The 18,568-nt window shown below is 64.4% G+C and carries 19 protein-coding genes; 10 read left to right on the forward strand and 9 right to left on the reverse strand.

The genetic code is table 11. The features are described from left to right. The first annotated feature begins 17 nt into the window (after window positions 1-17). On the forward strand, window positions 18-1,328 hold the full coding sequence (locus O7A05_RS02020; protein WP_337091256.1) for a hemolysin family protein: 1,311 nt from the start codon (window positions 18-20) through the stop codon (window positions 1,326-1,328). A 159-nt stretch (window positions 1,329-1,487) separates the two neighbouring features. On the opposite strand, the gene O7A05_RS02025 is transcribed toward O7A05_RS02020, so the two are convergent. Further along, the gene (locus tag O7A05_RS02025; protein ID WP_337091257.1) at window positions 1,488-2,381 is read right to left on the reverse strand and encodes a LysR family transcriptional regulator; all 894 of its coding nucleotides are present in this window, start codon (window positions 2,379-2,381) and stop codon (window positions 1,488-1,490) included. 104 nt (window positions 2,382-2,485) lie between these two features. Between O7A05_RS02025 and O7A05_RS02030 the strand changes: the two genes are divergently transcribed. Together O7A05_RS02030 and O7A05_RS02035 are read left to right on the forward strand one after the other, a co-directional pair. Next, window positions 2,486-3,355 (forward strand): SDR family oxidoreductase, encoded by an 870-nt coding sequence (locus O7A05_RS02030; protein ID WP_337091258.1) that lies wholly within the window; start codon window positions 2,486-2,488, stop codon window positions 3,353-3,355. Between the two features lie 47 nt (window positions 3,356-3,402). Further along, a complete protein-coding gene (locus O7A05_RS02035; protein WP_224636577.1) occupies window positions 3,403-3,876 on the forward strand; it encodes an SRPBCC family protein in 474 nt (157 codons plus the stop codon). A gap of 42 nt (window positions 3,877-3,918) precedes the next feature. Here the strand turns inward: O7A05_RS02035 and O7A05_RS02040 are convergent, their stop codons facing one another. Together O7A05_RS02040 and O7A05_RS02045 are read right to left on the reverse strand one after the other, a co-directional pair. Next, window positions 3,919-4,284 (reverse strand): avidin/streptavidin family protein, encoded by a 366-nt coding sequence (locus O7A05_RS02040; protein ID WP_337091259.1) that lies wholly within the window; start codon window positions 4,282-4,284, stop codon window positions 3,919-3,921. Window positions 4,285-4,503: 219 nt separating this feature from the next. Further along, a complete protein-coding gene (locus tag O7A05_RS02045; RefSeq protein ID WP_337091260.1) occupies window positions 4,504-5,109 on the reverse strand; it encodes an NADPH-dependent FMN reductase in 606 nt (201 codons plus the stop codon). A 90-nt stretch (window positions 5,110-5,199) separates the two neighbouring features. Here O7A05_RS02045 and O7A05_RS02050 point away from each other — a divergent pair, with 90 nt between their 5' ends. Further along, entirely contained in the window at window positions 5,200-5,568 is a 369-nt protein-coding gene (locus O7A05_RS02050; RefSeq protein ID WP_337091261.1) for a winged helix-turn-helix transcriptional regulator, read from the forward strand. A gap of 169 nt (window positions 5,569-5,737) precedes the next feature. On the opposite strand, the gene O7A05_RS02055 is transcribed toward O7A05_RS02050, so the two are convergent. Both O7A05_RS02055 and O7A05_RS02060 read right to left on the reverse strand, forming a co-directional pair. Beyond that, entirely contained in the window at window positions 5,738-5,941 is a 204-nt protein-coding gene (locus O7A05_RS02055; protein WP_337091262.1) for a hypothetical protein, read from the reverse strand. Between the two features lie 117 nt (window positions 5,942-6,058). Next, window positions 6,059-6,454, reverse strand: a complete 396-nt coding sequence (locus O7A05_RS02060; RefSeq protein ID WP_042646168.1) for an acyl-CoA thioesterase — start codon at window positions 6,452-6,454, stop codon at window positions 6,059-6,061. A gap of 188 nt (window positions 6,455-6,642) precedes the next feature. Here O7A05_RS02060 and O7A05_RS02065 point away from each other — a divergent pair, with 188 nt between their 5' ends. Genes O7A05_RS02065 through O7A05_RS02075 form a run of 3 tightly spaced genes read left to right on the forward strand, consistent with a single transcriptional unit; the run spans window position 6,643 to window position 10,381 of the window. Beyond that, window positions 6,643-8,259 (forward strand): GMC family oxidoreductase, encoded by a 1,617-nt coding sequence (locus O7A05_RS02065; protein WP_337091265.1) that lies wholly within the window; start codon window positions 6,643-6,645, stop codon window positions 8,257-8,259. After that, window positions 8,256-9,467 (forward strand): mandelate racemase/muconate lactonizing enzyme family protein, encoded by a 1,212-nt coding sequence (locus O7A05_RS02070; protein ID WP_337091266.1) that lies wholly within the window; start codon window positions 8,256-8,258, stop codon window positions 9,465-9,467. The genes O7A05_RS02065 and O7A05_RS02070 overlap by 4 nt, the downstream gene beginning before the upstream one ends. Beyond that, a complete protein-coding gene (locus O7A05_RS02075) occupies window positions 9,464-10,381 on the forward strand; it encodes an NAD(P)-dependent oxidoreductase (protein ID WP_337091268.1) in 918 nt (305 codons plus the stop codon). The genes O7A05_RS02070 and O7A05_RS02075 overlap by 4 nt, the downstream gene beginning before the upstream one ends. A gap of 72 nt (window positions 10,382-10,453) precedes the next feature. Here the strand turns inward: O7A05_RS02075 and O7A05_RS02080 are convergent, their stop codons facing one another. Next, entirely contained in the window at window positions 10,454-11,392 is a 939-nt protein-coding gene (locus O7A05_RS02080; RefSeq protein WP_337091269.1) for a diacylglycerol/lipid kinase family protein, read from the reverse strand. A 958-nt stretch (window positions 11,393-12,350) separates the two neighbouring features. Here O7A05_RS02080 and O7A05_RS02085 point away from each other — a divergent pair. Together O7A05_RS02085 and O7A05_RS02090 are read left to right on the forward strand one after the other, a co-directional pair. Further along, on the forward strand, window positions 12,351-12,866 hold the full coding sequence (locus O7A05_RS02085; protein WP_224587768.1) for a hypothetical protein: 516 nt from the start codon (window positions 12,351-12,353) through the stop codon (window positions 12,864-12,866). Window positions 12,867-13,029: 163 nt separating this feature from the next. Continuing rightward, window positions 13,030-13,512: a YegJ family protein gene (locus O7A05_RS02090; protein ID WP_337091270.1), complete on the forward strand. Its 483-nt coding sequence runs from the start codon at window positions 13,030-13,032 to the stop codon at window positions 13,510-13,512. 3 nt (window positions 13,513-13,515) lie between these two features. Here O7A05_RS02090 and O7A05_RS02095 read toward each other — a convergent pair whose 3' ends face one another. Then, window positions 13,516-14,505: a DUF3137 domain-containing protein gene (locus O7A05_RS02095; protein ID WP_337091271.1), complete on the reverse strand. Its 990-nt coding sequence runs from the start codon at window positions 14,503-14,505 to the stop codon at window positions 13,516-13,518. A gap of 81 nt (window positions 14,506-14,586) precedes the next feature. Next, complete coding sequence (locus tag O7A05_RS02100; RefSeq protein WP_337091272.1) at window positions 14,587-15,630, reverse strand: CapA family protein; 1,044 nt, start codon at window positions 15,628-15,630, stop codon at window positions 14,587-14,589. 155 nt (window positions 15,631-15,785) lie between these two features. Here O7A05_RS02100 and O7A05_RS02105 point away from each other — a divergent pair, with 155 nt between their 5' ends. Further along, window positions 15,786-17,036: a hypothetical protein gene (locus tag O7A05_RS02105; protein ID WP_337091273.1), complete on the forward strand. Its 1,251-nt coding sequence runs from the start codon at window positions 15,786-15,788 to the stop codon at window positions 17,034-17,036. A gap of 224 nt (window positions 17,037-17,260) precedes the next feature. Here O7A05_RS02105 and O7A05_RS02110 read toward each other — a convergent pair whose 3' ends face one another. Next, window positions 17,261-18,484 (reverse strand): clavaminate synthase family protein, encoded by a 1,224-nt coding sequence (locus tag O7A05_RS02110; protein ID WP_337091274.1) that lies wholly within the window; start codon window positions 18,482-18,484, stop codon window positions 17,261-17,263. Between the last annotated feature and the right edge of the window lie 84 nt (window positions 18,485-18,568).

Below are 18,568 nucleotides of genomic sequence, written 5' to 3' on the forward strand. Positions count from 1 at the left end.
AATGCTATTGACCGCCCATGCTATATCTTGAAATCGCCGTCGTGGCCGTCCTCATCTTGGTGAACGGCCTTTTGTCGATGTCGGAGCTTGCCATCGTCTCGTCGCGGCCCGCCCGTCTCAAGGCGATGATCGACCGCAACGTCAACGGCGCCGGCCGCGCATTGGCGCTCGGCTCGAATCCCGGCAAATTCCTGTCATCGGTGCAGATCGGCATCACGCTTGTCGGCGTTCTTTCGGGCGCCTTCTCGGGCGCCACGCTCGGCGAAAGGCTGGCGCAATATCTGGCCTCGACCGGCATCCGCGAGAACATCGCCGATCCCATCGGCGTCGGCATCGTCGTCGCCTTGATCACCTATGCCTCGCTGATCGTCGGCGAGTTGGTGCCGAAGCAGATCGCGCTCAAGGACCCGGAACGCGTCGCGGTCAGGGCCGCGCCGGCAATGACCATCCTCGCCACCTTCTCGGCGCCGCTGGTCTTCCTCCTCGACCTCTCCGGCCGCGCCGTGCTTTGGCTGCTTGGGCAGGCCGGCGAGACCGAAGAGAAGGTCACCGACGAGGAGATCAAGATGCTGGTGGCGGAGGCCGAGCATCACGGCACCATCGAATCCGACGAGCGCCGCATGATCGCCGGCGTCATGCGCCTCGGCGACCGCGCCGTGCGCGCCGTCATGACGCCGCGCACCGAGGTCGACTGGCTGAACCTGCAGTCAGACGAGGCCGCCGTCAAAAAGCTTCTGATGGACACCCAGCACTCGCGGCTGCCCGTCGGCGACGGCAATGTCGACGCCATGGTCGGCGTCATCCAGACGCGCGACGTGCTGGCCGCCCTTCTGGCCGGCAGGGTATTGGACCCGCGCCAGCATGTGCGCGTCGCCCCCATCGTGCATGACCAGGCCGACGCGCTCGACGTCCTGCAGAAACTGAGGGAATCGGACGTGCCGATGGCGCTCGTTCACGACGAATACGGCCATTTCGAAGGCATCGTCACCCCGGCCGACATCCTCGAAGCCATCACCGGCGTGTTCCGCTCCGACCTCGAGGCGGGCGAGGAAGAGAACGCCGTCAAACGCGAGGACGGCTCCTGGCTGCTCGCCGGCTATATGCAGGCCGACGAGATGGCCGAGGTGCTGGGCATCGACCTGCCCGAAAACCGCGACTACGAAACCGTCGCCGGCTATGTGCTGTCACATCTGCATCATCTGCCCACGACCGGCGAGTGCGTCGACGCGCAAGGCTGGCGCTTCGAGGTGGTCGACCTGGACGGCCGCCGCATCGACAAGCTGATCGCCACCCGCCTGCCCGACGGCCACCGCCCTGTGGCGCGCTGACGGCGAAATTTATGTGGTGACCAACTCGTCGTCAGCTTTGAGGCGGGGGGCGGCCAGTCTGCTTTCCGGCAGGCCTACCAACAGGCTGCCGCTCCCAACTTGTACAGGGTCGCCGCATAAAGAAGGCGGAGGCGCCAGACAGCGTTCGATCATTCCGTCTCATCCGCCGATGTAGGCCGCCAATTCGTCAGGGGTCCCCTTGGGAAAGGCCTGCTTCAAATAGTCGAGGAACGCCGATACGCGGACGCTGAGCAAGCGTCGGGACGGATAGAGCGTCCAGATGGCGATATCCGGGCCGTCGACATCTCCCCAATGCACCAGCGTTCCAGCAGCCAGATCATGACTTACAAGCGAGATCGGCAAACATCCGGCGCCGACGCCCGCCCGGACGGCATCGCGGAACATGAGGAGTGACGAAAGGCGAAGGACTGGCTCAATCGCAATACGAGACCGTCCGGTTGGCGCCACGATGTCCCAGCCGGCAACGGGATCGCCGGACTCCCGCACGACGGCCGGAACGGCGAGATCGTCGGGCGGTCTGGCGAGGCCCGGACTCGCGACCACGACCAGCCGGTCGCGCAGGAACACCCGTCCGACAAGACTTTCATCGGGCTCAGGATTGACCCGGATCACCAGATCGTATCCCTCCTCGATCATATCGACGGCCCGGTCTTCCGTCGTGACCTCGAGCCGGATTTCCGGATATTTCAGCGCGAACCCGGCGGCCAGCTTCCCCATCGCAGTTTGGGAGAAGAGCAGCGGCGCGCTGATCCGCAGCCTGCCCCGCGGCGTGTGCCCGCCCGAAGCGATCGCCGTCGCGGTTTCGTCCAGTTCGGTCAGCAACGCTCCCGTCCGCTCGAAGAGCGCCCGTCCTTCCTCGGTGAGCTTCAGCGCGCGCGCCCCGCGCTCGAACAGACGCAAGTCGAGGGCGGCCTCCAGTTCCGCGACCCGGCGAGACAGGGTCGCCTTCGGGCGCCCCGCGGCGCGCGCCGCCTTTCCAAACCCTCCGTGCCGGGCAACCAGATTGAAATCAGCGAGGGCGAGAAGGTCCATCTGTTCCACCATTGAGACGAGGTGTCCAGATATGGCACCTATCGGTTCGAATGTGGATCACTCATTTACGGGATGTCTTTTGACCCAAACCCGGAGTGAACCCCATGACCATTCTCGTTACCGGCGCGACCGGCAATGTCGGCAGCCAAGTCGTCAACCAACTCGTCAAGCGCGGGGCCGATGTCCGTGCGCTTGTCCGCGACCCTTCGAAGGCGAACTTCCCTGCGGGCGTCGCCGTGGTGCAGGGCGACCTGCTCGACGTCGATTCCCTGCGCAGCGCCTTCTCGGGCGTTTCCACCCTATTCCTGCTCAATGCCGTGGTGCCGGACGAATTCACCCAGGCGCTGATCGCGCTCAACTTGGCCCGCGAGGCGGGCATCGAACGCATCGTCTACCTGTCGGTGATCCATGGTGAGCTTTACGTGAACGTGCCGCACTTCGCCGGCAAGGTCGCTGTCGAGCGGATGATCGAGCAGATGGGCCTCAACGCCACCATCCTTCGTCCCGCCTATTTCATGAACAACGAGCTTATGATCAAGGACGTGATCCTCAGCTATGGCGTCTATCCGATGCCGATCGGCAGCAAAGGCTTGGCAATGGTCGACGCGCGCGACATAGCCGAGGTCGCGGCGATCGAGTTGCTTCGCCGCGAGCAGGCCGAAATTGCCCTCCCGCTCGACCGGATCAACCTCGTCGGTCCCGACACGCTGACCGGCACGGATGTCGCCGGCATCTGGACCGAGGTTCTGGGTCGCCAGATCGCCTACCCCGGCGAAAACCTGGCAGGCTTCGAACAGAACCTGCGGCAGTTCATGCCGAGTTGGATGGCATTCGACATGCGCCTGATGGGCGAGCGCTTCATCAGCGAGGGCATGATTCCCGACGCTGGCGACGTCGACCGCCTGACCAAGCTGCTGGCCCGTCCGCTGCGCACCTATCGCGACTTCGCCGCAGAAATCGCCGCCTCGGCCTGACGCCGGCGGCAGCCTGCCACCCCAACATCAATCCCAAGGATACGATTATGATCTACTCAACCGCCACCGTCCCGGTGAACCCGGAAGGCGCGACCAGGCTGACCCGTGCACAAGCGTGGGCCGGCCTGGAGCTCAAGGCCCGCGACGCCCGCGAATTCCTGCCGCCCGGCCTCTGCACCCGCTGCGATGTCGTGGAAGAAAGCGCGACGCATTTCGTGCGCGAAGCGACCATCGCGGGTGCAGATCTGCGCGAGATCATCACGCTTGAACCGGAAAGCAAAGTCACATTCTTCCAGGCCACCGGGCCGCGCGAGGGCGCGATCATCAACGAACTGTTCGAGAGCGCCGACGGCACGCTCCATCTGCGCTTCTACTGCTATCTCGGCCTGCGCGGCAAAGAGCCGAACGGCCCCGAGGAGCAGGCCGAACAGGCGCAGTTCGATGGCGACCAAGGCTACAAAGCTGCCCTGCTGTCCACATTGAAGCGCACCCGCGAGCTGCTCATGGAGGGCCGGCTCTGACCATCACCATGAACATCAGCCAGGGATCTCTCGTCGGCTTGGCTATTCTCGGACGAAGGTGTCGAGGCTGATGCCAAAGGCACGCCAGGTTCCTACCCGCTTGCGGTAAGCGGTTTCGCCCTCCTTGCCGGTGATGGTGCTGCCTGCCACCGTCAGCCACATCGTCTCCAGCTTGCCGTCCCGCAATATGCCGGTGTAGCTCACCGCGGCGGGGCCGGCCGTACCCTCGCCGGCGGCCGTTACTCTAATCACGTCGCCATGCGCGATGCCGGATATCGGCACGGTCTGTCCATGGAAGCTGCTGTCTTCGAGCGCCGTACGAAACGTGCCTTCAATCCGGCCGCCCTCCTCGCCGGTGATGTCGAGGACGGACCCGTACTGATTACGCCATCTGCCAAGCCAGGGCATTCCGCTCCTCCACGACTGTCCTGTCTTCGTCTTCAGCGGATTGGGGCCTGCACCTAACGCGTCGTCCCGAGCGGTCAAGTGACCGGCCAAACCCGAACGCAGGTGCGACGGCTTGAAGGGATCAAACTGGACTCCAGGCAAGACAGGTAGCTCGGGTTCCCAAAAATAAAAAAGGGCGGCGCAAGCGCCGCCCTCCGGGAGGATGATTACGCAGGCGCTTTAGGCGGCCTGCGCTTCGCCGGCGATCGCGTCGGCGGCGCGGGCAGCCTTCAGCACCTTCGCCCACCAGGCGACGTCGTTGACCAGCGCGGCGGCGGCCTGGTTCAGATGCTCGATGTCCTCGAGCTTCTTCTCGCCCTGGCGCACCGCAAGGAAATCGCCCCAGGCGATATGCACGGCCGACTTGACGGGAGCCATCTGCAGCTCGATGGCGATCAGGCGGAGCTGTTCGACCGCGCGCGCGCCGCCGACCGAGCCATAGCCGACAAAGCCGGCCGGCTTCTTGTTCCACTCATTGGCGGCGTAGTCGATGGCGTTCTTCAAGACACCGGTCGGCGCGTGATTGTATTCGGCGGCGGTGAAGATGAAGCCGTCGAACTCGGCGACCTTCTTCTGCCAGCGCTGCGCTACTTCGTTCTGCGACGGCGCCCAGGCGGAGGAGGCGACTTCGTCGAAGAAGGGCAGCGGCCAGTCGCGCAGATCGACGATCTCGACGTCGATATCGGCATGTGTCTTGGCGATCTTGGCGATCCACTGCGTCGGCACGTCGGCGAAGCGGGCGGCGCGCGTCGAACCGACGACAATGGCGATTTTGGGTTTGGACATAAGGGGCTCTCCTTGCGGGAATTTCTGGTATCGTTTGGATACCGGCGCTATATGTGATACTGACAAATCAGCGCGCAAGGAGGCACGTTTTTGTTACTGAGGCACCCGCACAACACCGAGGACTGCCGGGCCGTGTCGGAAATCCTGCAACGGGTCGGCGACAAATGGACCGTGCTCGTCGTCGGCAAGCTCGGCGGCGGCGCGATGCGCTTCAACGAATTGCGCGCCGCCGTCGGCGGCATTTCGCAGAAGATGCTGACCACCACCTTGCGCGGCCTGGAGCGCGACGGCTTCGTCACCCGCAAAGTGTTTCCGACCATTCCGCCGCGCGTCGATTACGAGCTGACCGAGCTCGGCCACGAGCTGCTCGTGCCGGTCGGCGCGCTCGGCGAATGGGCCCGCAAGAACACCAATCGGGTCCGCGAAGCGCGCGCGAGATTCGACGGCCATCAGGCCTGAAATCCTTGAAGTTCAAGGATTTCTGAACCATTGGATGCGTCGTGCGGCTCGGCACAGGCCCTGTCTCACCTTCCGACTTTGACGGATCCGCTGCAGCCCCGCAGTCAGCCTCGCCAGCGTCTCTGCGCAACTGCCTGGACAAGGATGGCTGTCTTTAGCCGGCCAGCGATCAAGCGCTCCGGATGGTGCTGCCGCAGCACGTCGTCGAGCAGTTCTTCGCCTGCGAGGCCTTCTTGTCAATCGCCTTCGGGCCCCGCATACAGGCGACGCGTGGAAGGTCTTTGCTGACTTCCATGTAGGCCGTTATGCCGAGCAGGCAGACCAGAGCAATGAGGGCGGCCACGAGCCAGCCGTTCAGCATGTGTTGACGCATTGTTTTCCCCTCGCGCCCTCAAAGTGGGACGCGAAGGCAACCATTGGATGTCGCGAAGCGCATCTCCGGCGCGGGTATTGTTACAAAACGGCAGGCCTGGAGGAGAATCAGGGTTTGTCAGCTCTCGGCCGGAACCGGCTTCGGTTTGCCTTCGCCGTCGAGCGCCACCATGACGAAATCGGCATGGGTGACCTTCTCCATCAGGTCGGAAAGGTAGCGCTGCGCCCAGGCTTCGACCTTGAGCACCATCGAGGTGCGGCCGACGCGTTCGACATGGGTGTAGATGCAAAGCGTGTCGCCGATCTTCATCGGCTTGGCGAAGGACATCTCCTTGACTGCGGCAGTGACCACTCGACCCTTGGCGCGCTCGGCGGCGCGGATTCCGCAGGCAAGGTCCATCTGCGCCATCACCCAGCCGCCGAAGATGTCGCCCGCCGCATTGGCGTCGGACGGCATGGCGAGCGTGCGCAAGGTCAGATCGCCAAGGGGTTTTCCGTCCGCGTAATGCACCATGGCGAAATCCTTAAAGGGCAGCTGCTGTTGCGTATCAATGCGACCGCCATGTCGCAAGCTCTGGTAAAAGCGAAATGTGCGCCACTGCGCCGGTCGCTTTTTTCACAAGCCATGCCGGAAGCCACGGCGACGCCGCAAGCCTGCAATGTCTAGGGTAAGCCCAACGTTGCGGAGCCCGCCCTTCTATCATGCAGACTTACGACTTCATCATCGTCGGCTCCGGCTCGGCCGGCTCGGTCGTTGCCGACAGGCTGTCGGCGTCGGGCCGCTTCTCGGTGCTGGTGCTGGAGGCCGGCGGAACCGATCAAAGATTCTACGTCCAGATGCCGCTCGGCTACGGCAAAACCTTCTTCGACCCGGCCGTCAACTGGAACTACAAGGCAGAGCCCGACCCAGGTCTCAGCAACAATGCCGACCACTGGCCGCGCGGCAAGCTGCTCGGCGGCTCGAGCTCGATCAACGCCATGGTCTTCATCCGCGGCGCTCGCGAGGATTTCGACGCCTGGGCGGCGGCCGGCAATCCGGGCTGGGGCTATGAGGACCTCCTGCCGTCGTTCAAGGCGCTGGAGGACAATGCGGCGGGCGCCGACCGATGGCGCGGCGTCGGCGGCCCGCTGCATGTCACCGACTGCACGAACGCGGTGCACCCGCTGACCAAGCGCTACCTTGCCGCCGCTCAGCAGGCTGGGCTGCCGTTCAATCTGGACTTCAACGGCGCCTCTCAGGAAGGCGTCGGCGTCTATCAGATCACGACAAAAAACGGCCGCCGCATGTCGGCGGCCCGCGCCTTCCTGCGGCCGGCGATGAAACGCGGCAATGTCCGTGTCGAGACCAACGCCCTGGCGACGAAAATCCTGTTCGAGGGCAAGCGCGCTGTCGGCGTCGAATATGAGCAGAACGGGCAGAAGAAGACGGCACACGCGGGCCGCGAAGTGATCCTGTCGGGCGGCTCGATCAACTCGCCGCAGCTGCTGCAGCTGTCCGGCATCGGCCCTGCGGCATTGCTGGCCGACCTCGGCATCCCGGTCGTGCACGCCAATGAAAATGTCGGCGCCAATCTGCAGGACCATGTCGGCATCAACTACACCTTCAAGGGCAAGCTGCCGACGCTCAACCAGATCCTGCGCCCATGGTGGGGCAAGCTTCTGGTCGGCATGCAATACATCCTCTTGCGCTCCGGTCCGCTGTCGCTGTCGATGAACAATGCCGGCGGCTTCTTCCGCACCGACCCGTCGATGACGCGGCCGAACATGCAGCTCTACTTCCAGGCCTTCTCGACGGTGATCCCGAAGAGCGGCGAGCGGCCGATTCTCACGCCCGACCCCTGGCCGGGCTTCTCGATCGGCCTGTCCAACTGCCGCCCGTCGAGCCGCGGCGAGATCATGATCCGCTCGAGCAATCCGCGCGACTATCCGAGGATCACGCCCAACGCCTATTCGACCAATGCCGATGTCGACGAGATGCTGGCGGCGGTGAAGTTCGTGCGCAAGATCGCCTCTATGCCGGCGATGGCCGAGATCATCGAGGAAGAAGTGCTGCCCGGCCCGTCGATAAAGTCGGACGCCGACCTGATCCAGGATTTCAGGAAACGCTCGGGCACCGTTTATCACCCGGTCTCGACCTGCCGCATGGGGCCGGACGCCGCGCGCGCCGTCGTCGACCCGCGGCTTCGGGTGCATGGGCTGGACTGTCTGCGCGTCATCGACGCTTCGATTTTCCCCGACAACATCACGGGCAACACCAACGCCGCCGCGATCCTGACCGGATGGAAAGGCGCCGACCTGGTTCTGGAGGATCACAAATGAAAATCACCGACGTGAAGACCTGGGTTGTCGGCAACCCGCCGCCCGGCATCGGCGGCAAGTATTTCATCTTCGTCAAGCTCACCACCGATGGCGGCGTGGTCGGCTATGGCGAGGCCTACAACGCGACCTTCTCCGCGCATGTCACCGCGACGATGATCGAGGACATGGCCGAGCGCTATCTCGTCGGCCGCGATCCGCACGACATCGAGAATTTCTTCCGCCGAGCCTATTCGTCCGGCTTCACCCAGCGCCCCGACGTCTCCGGCATGGGCTGCTTCTCGGCGCTCGAAATGGCCTGCTGGGACATCGTCGGCAAGGAAGCCGGCAAGCCGGTCTACAAGCTGCTCGGCGGCCAAGTCCACGAAACCCTGCGTTCCTACACCTACCTCTACCCGCACACCGGCAGCGTCCATTCGGAAGATGCGCGCGGCAAGAACGTCTACAACGACCCGGACCTGGCTGCCGCCTGCGCGCTCGAATATGTCGAGCAAGGGTTTAACGCCGTGAAGCTTGACCCGGCCGGCCCCTACACCGCCTATGACGGCCACCAGCCGCGCTTGATCGACATCGACCTGTCGGCGCGCATGATCAAGGCGATCCGCGAGGCGGTCGGCACCAGGGCCGACATCCTGTTCGGCACGCATGGCCAGTTCACCGCATCCGGCGCTCTGCGCATGGCGCGCGCCATCGAGCCTTACGATCCGCTGTGGTTCGAGGAACCGGTGCCGCCTGACATGCCCGAGGTGATGGCGCAAGTCGCCCGCGGCACATCGATCCCGGTCGCTACCGGCGAGCGGCTGACGACGAAGTTCGAGTTCGCCCGCGTCATCGAGAACCGCGCCGCGACCATCCTGCAGCCGGATCTCGGTCGCTCCGGCGGCATTCTCGAAACCAAGAAGATCGCCGCCATGGCCGAGGCCTATCACATCCAAGTGGCGCCGCACTGCTACTGCGGCCCGATCGTCGGCGCCGCCAACATCCAGCTGGCGGTGACGCTGCCCAACTTTCTGATCCTGGAATCGCTCAAGCAGTGGGACGGTTTTCACGCCACGCTGCTCAAGAAGAAGATCGAATGGCAGGACGGCAACGTCATCCCCTCGAAAGAGCCCGGCCTCGGCGTCGAGCTCAACGAGGCGGTCTGCGAGGCCCATCCCTATAGCGGCAAGGACCTGCACCTACAGATGATGCAGACGCCGCTGATGCCGTGACCCTCCCTTACGCCTTCATCGGCCTTGGCCATCTTGGCGGCAACCTTGCCCCCAGCCTGCAGCGCAACGGCTTTGCCGTCACCGTCTTCGACCGCGACGCGGCGGCGGTCGAGCGCCTTGTCGCGCTCGGTGCATCGGCGGCGGGCAGCCCCGCCGAGGCCGCTGCCCGCGCCGGCAATGCAATCACCTGCCTGCCCTCGCCGAAGGTCAGCGAAACAGTGCTCGCCGGCCCCGACGGATTGCTCCAGGGCCTGCCCGCGGGCGGCACCTGGATCGAGATGTCGACCAATGGCCGTGACGATATCCTGCAGTTGGCGGCCCTCGCCTCGGCCAAGGGCATCGAGACGCTTGAATGTCCGGTTACCGGCGGCGTGCATCTGGCGGCGGCAGGCAAGATCACGGCGCTCGTCGGCGGCGACGCGGCGCTCTACGAACGCCATCGGCCGGCCATCGAGGCGATGTGCGCGAAATCCTTCCTGATGGGCCCGATCGGCTCGGCGGCAGTGATCAAGGTGATCACCAATATGCTCGCCTTCATTCATCTCGTCGCTGCCGGCGAAGCATTGATGCTGGCGAAGCAGGGCGGCCTCGACCTTGCGCAAGCCTACCACGCCATTGTCGCCTCTTCCGGCAACAGCTTCGTCCACGAGACCGAGAGCCAGCTGGTGCTCAACGGCTCCTACGACATCGGCTTCACCATGGACCTGGCGCTGAAAGACCTCGGCTTCGCGCTTGCCATGGGCAGGGATTTCGGCACGCCGCTCGATCTGGCGTCACGGGTCAACGCGATTTTCGAGGAGGGAAAACGCGCCTATGGCGGTGGCGCCTGGTCGACCCAGATCGTCAAGCTGCTGGAGGATGAAGTCGGCACGGAGCTTCGCGCGCCGGGCTTCCCGGCCAAGCTCGAACTGTAACCCGGCAAATATTTAGCCAGCTGTTTCAAGCATCTGGCCGTACCGGCTGAATCAAACCCTCAGCCAGTTGATTCAACCTCTCAGCGTCAGCGCGCCGGGCCGCATCTCGAACGTCGCCGGAATCCGGCCTGGCGACTCGCCGTCTATGTCGACCAGCGCGCCGTTCTTCTCTGCATCGCCGAGCGGCTCGACGAGCACCTTGCGGCCACGCAGGATGGTGATTGCCGGATGGTCGCGATGCCGGCCGCCATAGAGCAGGCGGAGGTCGAGGATCAAACCAAGCTTGCCGGCGGCCCGCAGGATGACGATGTCGAACTGGCCGTCGGCGAGCTCGGCGTCCGGTGCGATCATCATGCCGCCGCCGAAAAATTTGCCGTTGGCCACCGCCACCAGCGCCATGCGCGCCTCGACCGGCTCGCCGTCGTCGATGGTGATCCGGACATCCTGGAAGCGGTAGCGGATGAACTCCACGACAGTGCGCCAGAAGAACAGCGCCTTCGCCGAGACCCTGCCCTTGCGCTTGTCGGCATTGACTGCGCGATCCGTCGCGCCGGACAGGCCGAGGCTGGCGATGTTGATGAAGTGGCGGCTTGCCAGCGCGCCGTGGTCGTCGATGTAGCAGACGCGTCCGGCGTCGATCTTGCGGCCCTCGGCATCGGCGATTTTCTTGACCGCGGCGTCAATGCCGCGCGGCAGGCCAAGCCCGCGTGCGAAGTCGATGCCGGCACCACAAGGCAGAAGCCCAAGCGCGGTTTCCTTGCCGGTTTCGTGCCGTGCCTGCAGCAGCCCGTCGGCCACCTCGCTGGCGGTGCCGTCGCCGCCTGCCGCGATCACCAGATCGCACCCGCCCGCGGCGAGGTCGATCGCCAGCCGCTCGGCATCGCCGCGGGCTTGCGTCTCGCGCAGGTCGAAATCACCGAAATTCGTCTTGAGCGACGCCGCCGCCTCCGCCCAATGCCGCTTGAGCCTGCCGCCTCCGGCTATCGGATTGAGAACCACCCCGACTTTCAAGTCGACCTCCCCCGAGGCAAGTCGCGCAAAATGTGCGGCGGCCCCTGTGCGGGCATCCAAAGTCTTTTGCCGGCCCAAACTCTTTTGCCGACATTGAAACGCGGACCGGGCGACGGAGCAAGGCTCCAACGTCCAGCGGTCACAGAAAAGCGGGGCATGCTGTCTAAGCGGTTCGGCCGGCGGATTCCGAGACTTTTGCCACTGGTCCCCGATAATCCCGCTATCCACAGGCGCGCCGGCATTCCCCAGACCCCTTACCCGGCGTACATTCAACCCATCTCAGGCGGCTACCGAACGCCCAGCCGAAAGGCAAAAGCGCAAGGCGGATTTCCTGAGGCCCGTACGGCCCAGAACGAGAGCAGGCTCGCCTGTTGGAGGGACGGATGCCGAGACCTACGGGTGCCGCGGAAAGCGTGCCAACGCCGACGGCGGACCGATGCTGCCATGAAGGCCGGTAAAAACCTTCGATGGCACGCTGGGCGAAGCCCGCAAGGGTGGAGATCGGCGTGGTCTGGAACGGGCGCCGCCCCCGGGTGGCGACTGGCAGGACCGTCAAAATCAAGGCTGGCCTGGCGCGACGACTTTACGGAAGTTGCTGGCTGGACTGGTTCCTGATCTGACAGGGAGGCGCTGGGAGAAATCCCAGCGCCGACTGTCTTTTTGAGGACGGCGTCGCCTCCTGTCAGGCCTACGAATCCGCCACTACCCGACATGTACCGCGCCGCGCTGGCCGGCGCCGTGCACAAGCTGCACTTGGTCCTGCCGGCGCTCGCCAAGGCCGGTGCCAAATTGGAACATGTCTACACCGAGGACTGAGGCATTTCGGTCACAGTCGCCGGCTGAGCAACCTTCGGAAACGTCCCGTCATCCACATTTCACAATGGCGGCCAAATCCCGCCTTGTTCGGCATGGATTGATGCAACCGGGTGGAGAGGGGCAATTTCGAAGGGACAAGACCGTGATCAAGACCGCCCTTGTCGCCATGACCATTGTCGGCTGCGACTGCGACGCCAAGCTGTGCGAATATATCGGTGAAACGCCGGCCAAATGGGCGACAATCGCCGACTGCGAAGCGGCGATGAAGAGCCAGATGCTGCACCAGCGCAATTTCAACTATCCGCTTGTTTCAGGCATCTGCCGCGTCAAGGGCTCGGCCTCTTCCTCCGAGCTTGCCGCGAAAGCCTCCAGGCCGGATTTGAAGCCCAGGAACCGCGTCGTCGAAACCATCGCCCCGCTGCCGCCCGAGCTCGATCATCGCCCGAGCGCTCCGGTCGGCGGAACGGTGACGGCCAGCGAAACGGAATCGGCAAAGCCGGTCGCCTTCGATAGGTCGGTCGATGGCGGCCGCGCGGTGCTTTACCGCACCAAGGCCGGCTATGCCGTGGTCAAGACCGACCTCAGCCGCGCTGCCGGCGCAACGGTTGACGCGGCGAAGCGCTCGGCGAACTGGCTGGCCGGATTGACCGGGCTGTAAGCCTGCCCAAGTTCAGGTCGGCCCGAGCAGAAGTGAAGCCATTCCCTTATCATTACCCTTGACAATGGCGTAGGGCCGCTTCGCAACCGCAGATCGGATTGATTAAGCCGACACATTGCCCGAAGATAACGCACCAGGATATTGGCGTTCACCGGGGGGTGTCATGACAATTGCCGTTCGTATCGCGCTATGCCTGCTGCTGGCGCTCGTTCCTTTCCACGCCCGCGCACAAAGCGACGACAAAGCCATGATGATCGCTTCCGACGACGCCGAGATGGCGGCGGCGATCGAGAAGGCGAGATCCAGCCTGGATGAATTCCTGAACCTGTCCGACGCTCCGCCGCCGGGGACCGACAAGTTCAAGCTGAAGGTGATGATCGTCGACGGAAAGGCGACGGAGCATTTCTGGGTCATTCCCTTCAAGCGGACCGCCAACGGCTTCGTCGGCATATTGGCGAACGAGCCGGAAATCGTTCGCAACGTCGTCCTTGGCCAGAACATCGAATTCACCAGGGACGACATCTCCGACTGGGGCTACACCAGGAACGGCCGCCAGGTCGGCAGCTTCACCGTCTGCGTGATGCTCAAGAAGATGTCGAAGGAAGAGGCCGAGTACATGCGCGCCCAATACGGCTTCGATTGCTGAGCATCAGAGCGGTTTGCCGTCTGATCCGGCCGCTTCGTCCTTCGCACCGATCTTGCGCACCAGCGCGGCGGTGGCCAGCATCGCGCCGAGATCGGTGATCATCGGCGCGACGTGCCTGTTGTAATCGATCGGCTGCGAGATATCCGGCAGCTCGAAGAAGTTCTTCGATCGCGGCATCAACAGAAAGCCGTCGCTGCGGCTGAGCGCCACCCGCGCCTGGTCATAGGGCCATGTCTCGCGGAGCCAGGTCAGCGCCCGCGCCATCCGGCCGGTCACCAGCGGCCGCGCCGCCTCGACATTGTCAGTGCGGAATTCATAGGTCTCATCGAGGTCTTCGACGCCGGATGACAGCTCCTGCATCTTGCCGGCGAACATGCCGCGGAAGAAATGCACCACCTTGCCGGCCCTGCGCGCCGCGACCAGCGTTCCCGGGAACGGCTCGATGGTCTCGAAGGCGACGATGACGCCCTTGAAGGCGGTCGTCTCGCTTTTGCCGGAGCCTTCCCACAGCTTCGCCTCATAGAGTTCGAAGGGAAAATCCTCGTAGCGTCCGGAAATGACATCGTCGAAACTCTGCCGATTGAAGGCGCCGACGATTTCGCGCGGCATCCTGCCGAAGGAGTTCGGCCGCGCGCCGCGCTGGTAGCGCATGTCACGCACGAAACCGAAGATCATCGGCAGCAATGTGTCGCGGAAGGATTGCTGCAGCCGGGTCGCCGGCCTCAGCGCCTGGAAATAGAGCAGCACTGCGACAACGAGGCCGCCGAGATAGAGAAAGACATGCGGTGTCGAGAGCCACTGTTCGTGAGGATCGGCGGCGGCGTTGAACAGCCAGGCTATCAGCGCGACGAAGACAATGACCAGGCCGACAAAGACGGGCACCCGCCGGCGGACCTGTCTCTGGACTGACGCCCGCTTCGCTTCATGGTCCTCGATGCCGCGCCTGATGCCCGCGATCACCGCCTCGCTCGGCATGAAATCTGCTGCTTCCATGGCCACCCCCGGCCGCCGCTGAGATGCGGCCATGATAGCGGCTTTTGCGCGAAAGTCGCCTGCGCTCGCGGCGATCGGCGGCTAGTTCTCCGACATGGAAAAAATCGCCACCAGTCGGGCCGCGACCCGCCGTTTGAGCGCTCCATCCAGAACTTCGATCGGCAGCAGCCGCTCATGGTTGCCTGCCCGCAGCCGCACGAAGAAATGCATCTTGTAGGCGACGATGGCGCCCCGCGTACCGGCATCCGCGCTGACATCGACAACGAATACCGAGCTGATGCGTGCCGGCCACGGCAGTCTGGCGAGGGCAGTGCCGAGGAAATCGCCAAGGCCGTAGGCGACGAGGCTGTCGCCGATGCGCTCGATGGGCTGCACGACATGCGCGTGATGCCCGGCGATCAGCCGGACGCCGTGATCCGCCTGTCGCCTGGCCAACGCCCGGGTCGCAGGCCGTGGAAAATGCCGGAACTCCCAGTCCCAATGCGGCACGGCGCAGGTGAGATCGATGCCGGACACGGCGTCGCTCGGCCATTCGGCGGCATGCATCGAGATGCGTTCTTCGAACGGCGCGGCATCCGTATTGCGCCAGAGCGTGAAGGCCGCAAAGCCGATCGTCAGCGATCCGGCCGCATGACGCTGGACGGGCCCGCCGGCAACCGTGCCGATGGTTCGGATCCCGAGCCGGTTCAGCGCCGCGAGCGTTTCCTCGAAACCGGCGATGCCCTGATCGAGCATATGGTTGTTGGCCAAGGACAGAACGAGCCTGTCGCGCGCGATGCCGGCGGCTGCGAGCGCATCGGCCAGGAAAGGCTCGCTCATCGCATGATGCGTGCCGAGCCGCGTGCCCATCACCGCCCGTGCGCGTTCGACGATCGGGCTTTCGCAATTGCCGACCACGAGATCGGCGGACGAAAGCAGCGCGGCGATCGCCGGATCGCATTCCGGCGCATCGCGATTGGTGACCGCCGAAATGTCGCCGATAAATGCCAGCCGCACCTTCCGCATGGGCTGCGGATCGAGCAACGTCGCCGCGGGCGCCGCGAAGCCGCTTCTGTCGCCGGCAAGCGACGGTCTCAGCAAGCGCGGCAGCCACGACAGTTTATAGGCAAGCGGATAGTTCGACACGGGCCCATCCAGTTTCGCCCTGTGTAGACTGTCTGCGTCGCGGGTTGAAGCCAGGCGCCGTTCCGAAAGCGGGCTCGCAGATCGGCACGGGGCGGAGGACGCCTTGAGCCAAATGCGTGTATGCTCGCGACGTGGAGCAGTGGAGGGCGATGACGATGCGTAGAATGATCCTTGCAGCAGCCTTGCTTGCATTCCTGCCGGCGTCCGTTGCCTACGCGGAGATGCCGGACGCGGCCAAGTCCATGTTCGAGGCAAAGAGCGTGGCCGACCGGAACACGGCGCTGTCGACGTTGGAGGCGGCGGCGGCCAAGGACCCGGCCTCGGCATATGCGGCCGGCGCCGGCGAATTCTTCACCGCGCTTGAGCTCCTCGCTAGCGGCCTGCATCGCCACGGTTTCGAGAGCCCGAAATCCTTCATGCTGCCCCTGATGCGGTTGCCCGTGCCCGACAATCCCAACCCGCAGCCGCTGACCTACGAAGAATTCCGCGCCATCTTGGTCGTCTTCCGTGACCGACTCGAGAAATCCGCCGCCACGCTCGGCTCCGTGCCAAAAGATGCCGATATCGGCATGGTGGTCGATCTCACCCATGTCGGCATCGACCTCAACGAGGATGGCAAGCTCGCGCCCGACGAAAGCATCGCCGCCATCATGGCGTCGCTCTCACGCGGCAGCGTCGAACCGAGCGATGCCGCGCCTTCGCTCACCTTCCGCTTCGACCGCGCCGACGGTTTTTGGCTGCAAGGCTATGCCGAGTTCCTGATGGCGCAGACCGATTTCTGGCTGGCGCATGATTTCCGCAATGCCTTCGACGGCTCGTTCCACATGCTGTTCCCGCGCGCGAAACTGCCATTGCAGGACACGCTTGTGCCACTGGACGGCGGCATGAGCGGCAACATGTTCGCCTCGGAATGGCGCTTCGCCGACTTCATTTCGCTGGTGCATCTCGTCAACTGGCCGGTGATCGAGCCGGAACGCCGGCAGGCCGCGCGACGCCACCTGCTGGAGATGATCCGGCTGTCGCGCGAAGACTGGAAATCGATCCTGGCCGAGACCGACAATGACCGTGAATGGCTGCCGGGACCGCAGCAGAAAGGCATCAACCCGCTGACCGGGCTGGAGGTCGGCGAGGAACAGGTGCAAGCCTGGCTCGCCACGCTGACGGTAGCCGAGGATCTTCTCGAAGGTCGCGCGCTGCTGCCGCATTTCCGCATCACCGGCAAGGGTATCAACATGAAGCGCTTCTTCGACGAGCCGAAACCTTTTGACCTCGTCCTTTCGATCACCGGCCCCGGCATCGCGCCCTATCTCGAAAGCGGCAAGATCCTCACCAGCGACGATTTCGACCAGATCCAGCGCGAGTTCGGCGGCGCCGGCTTTTTGACCTTTGCGCTGTGGTTCAATTGAGGGCCGCGATCTTAGGTTCCTCGCCCATGAAATGGGGGAGAGGTGGCTCGGCGAAGCCGAGACGGAGCGGGGGGCGCCGGTCCCGCGCGACGAAAGCGCTTTGAAGAGAAGGGCTTCCGCCTTACGAAACCCCCTCTCCGTCCGCTTCGCGGACACCTCTCCCCCGCCTCTGGCGGGGGCGAGGAACCGAACCTTCGAGGTCGACGCCGTCCCCCTGGCTATCGTCAGAAAATTGCGCCCTGATAAAGCACTGCTTCCGCCTCTTCCGGCGCGAAGCGGCGCGCCAGGGTGCGGAAGGCGCTGTGGACGCCGTCGCGGTCCAGGTTGCAGCTTCTGAGGTGACGGACGGCCAGTGTCGGATCGAATTCTGTCCGCCCGTGCAACACCCGCTGATTGTCGAAGACCAGCACCTCGCCGGGCTGCAGCTGGTGCTGGAACTGGTTCGCCGGATCGCAGATCAGCCGCGTCAGTTCGGCAAGCGCCTCGATCAGACCGTCGATCTCATCGATCGAGCCAGTCTGCGGCGCCAGGCAGCGGTCGTTGTAGCGTATGCCGGTGACGGCGCCGCTCGCGTCGAGGCTGATGACATGCGCCTCGGCGCTGAAGAACACTTCGCCGGCATGCTCGCGATGGAAGGTGACGCCATGACTGGTCAGCAGATCGAAGAGCTCCGGTCTGTTCCTGCGCATCCGCTCGGCGACATGAAAGCCATCGACCATCAGCGACGTGCCGCCGCTGCCGGCGCCGATCCTGATGGCGTGGAAGAAGATGAAGCCCGGCGGCGAGTAGCGGAACGGCTCGTCAGTGTGCGGGATCTGCGCGCGCGCCGTTTCCCCTGCCACCCGCGCATCGGGCCGGGAGATAAGATCGAACACCTTGCCGTAGCTGGTCTCGCGCACCGGGCCGTAGCGGCCGGCGACACGCAGCGTCGCCTCAGGCTCGGCCGGGACGCCGGTCAGCATGGCGATGCCGTGGTCGCGCAAAGCGCGCAGCGATTGGAAAAGCGCCTCGTCGTTCTCGACCACGGCGTCGAAGGCGAAACGGCGGAGCCGAGCCGCGAGGTCGCTGCTCCACAGTTCCGGCCGAAAGCGTGGCCCGCCAAGGCCAGCGGCCTGCCCGGCATGAGCCGCGAGGAAGCCCGCCTCGAAGCGCGAGACATGGCCGTCCTGCCAGACCACGTCCATCGTCCCGCCCGACGAGATCTCGATCGAAATTGCCCGGACATCGGCGGGAATTTCGGCCGGTGTCAGCCAGCGCTTCCCGGAAGCGGTGTCGCCGCATATCTCGCATTCGCAGGCAAGTCGCAGCCAGAGCATCGACAGCCGGCCGGCGCTGCCACCATCGAATTCGACCGCGATGCGTGTTCCTTCGTTACGCATCGACCGCAACGAGCATGGTGCCGCAAGAGCCTGGCCGGCGGGGACGGACTGCGTTTGCATATCGAGCATGGCGGCGTCTTCCTTGGATTGAGCTGTCTTCAAAGAACAATGGGGCGCTCGCCGCTTTCGTGCAAACGAGTTTGTTTTCGCTAG

Origin of the sequence: Mesorhizobium argentiipisi (SeqCode) (assembly GCF_037179585.1) — a bacterium.
GTDB classification, from domain to species: domain Bacteria; phylum Pseudomonadota; class Alphaproteobacteria; order Rhizobiales; family Rhizobiaceae; genus Mesorhizobium; species Mesorhizobium argentiipisi.

Excerpts from the sequence above, each read along its gene's own strand:
- O7A05_RS02020 (WP_337091256.1), top strand. The coding sequence starts at position 18 with ATGCTATATCTTGAAATCGCCGTCGTGGCCGTCCTCATCTTGGTGAAC.
- O7A05_RS02025 (WP_337091257.1), bottom strand. The coding sequence starts at position 2,381 with ATGGACCTTCTCGCCCTCGCTGATTTCAATCTGGTTGCCCGGCACGGA.
- O7A05_RS02030 (WP_337091258.1), top strand. The coding sequence starts at position 2,486 with ATGACCATTCTCGTTACCGGCGCGACCGGCAATGTCGGCAGCCAAGTC.
- O7A05_RS02035 (WP_224636577.1), top strand. The coding sequence starts at position 3,403 with ATGATCTACTCAACCGCCACCGTCCCGGTGAACCCGGAAGGCGCGACC.
- O7A05_RS02040 (WP_337091259.1), bottom strand. The coding sequence starts at position 4,284 with ATGCCCTGGCTTGGCAGATGGCGTAATCAGTACGGGTCCGTCCTCGAC.
- O7A05_RS02045 (WP_337091260.1), bottom strand. The coding sequence starts at position 5,109 with ATGTCCAAACCCAAAATCGCCATTGTCGTCGGTTCGACGCGCGCCGCC.
- O7A05_RS02055 (WP_337091262.1), bottom strand. The coding sequence starts at position 5,941 with ATGCGTCAACACATGCTGAACGGCTGGCTCGTGGCCGCCCTCATTGCT.
- O7A05_RS02060 (WP_042646168.1), bottom strand. The coding sequence starts at position 6,454 with ATGGTGCATTACGCGGACGGAAAACCCCTTGGCGATCTGACCTTGCGC.
- O7A05_RS02065 (WP_337091265.1), top strand. The coding sequence starts at position 6,643 with ATGCAGACTTACGACTTCATCATCGTCGGCTCCGGCTCGGCCGGCTCG.
- O7A05_RS02070 (WP_337091266.1), top strand. The coding sequence starts at position 8,256 with ATGAAAATCACCGACGTGAAGACCTGGGTTGTCGGCAACCCGCCGCCC.
- O7A05_RS02090 (WP_337091270.1), top strand. The coding sequence starts at position 13,030 with ATGACAATTGCCGTTCGTATCGCGCTATGCCTGCTGCTGGCGCTCGTT.
- O7A05_RS02095 (WP_337091271.1), bottom strand. The coding sequence starts at position 14,505 with ATGGAAGCAGCAGATTTCATGCCGAGCGAGGCGGTGATCGCGGGCATC.
- O7A05_RS02105 (WP_337091273.1), top strand. The coding sequence starts at position 15,786 with ATGCGTAGAATGATCCTTGCAGCAGCCTTGCTTGCATTCCTGCCGGCG.
- O7A05_RS02110 (WP_337091274.1), bottom strand. The coding sequence starts at position 18,484 with ATGCTCGATATGCAAACGCAGTCCGTCCCCGCCGGCCAGGCTCTTGCG.